Here is a 329-nt window from a genome sequence, read left to right as displayed (position 1 = left end):
ATTAAACGGCGGTGATGAGTGGGTTCGTGGGAAGACGCTTCGCGAGGCGGCGGATCTCTCGCAGAATGGGCAGGTGTTCTATCGGATGGAAGAGCACCTGATACCAGCGGGGCTGGCTCAGGAGGCGGCACGGAGAGAGCGCAATGGGCACGTGGAGCCGCGGCAGTTCCGGCTGACGGAGGAGGGCGTGGCGTGGATCGAGGAGCATGCGGAGGCTTTGGCGATCCCGACGACGCGGGAGGAGACGGCGGCGAAGGCGGGGGAGGCGTATGAGGCGGCGAAGAGCGCGCGGTCGTCGGTGCAGAACTACCGGAAGAAACTCCACCGGG

At 66.3% G+C, this 329-nt stretch carries 1 pseudogene; it reads left to right on the top strand.

From position 1 onward, the window contains the following. A pseudogene (locus C450_RS22035) lies at positions 1 to 329 on the top strand (hypothetical protein); the annotation flags it as partial.

It is taken from the genome of Halococcus salifodinae DSM 8989 (assembly GCF_000336935.1).
GTDB lineage: Archaea > Halobacteriota > Halobacteria > Halobacteriales > Halococcaceae > Halococcus > Halococcus salifodinae.
This window is presented reverse-complemented; position numbering and strand designations above follow the sequence as displayed.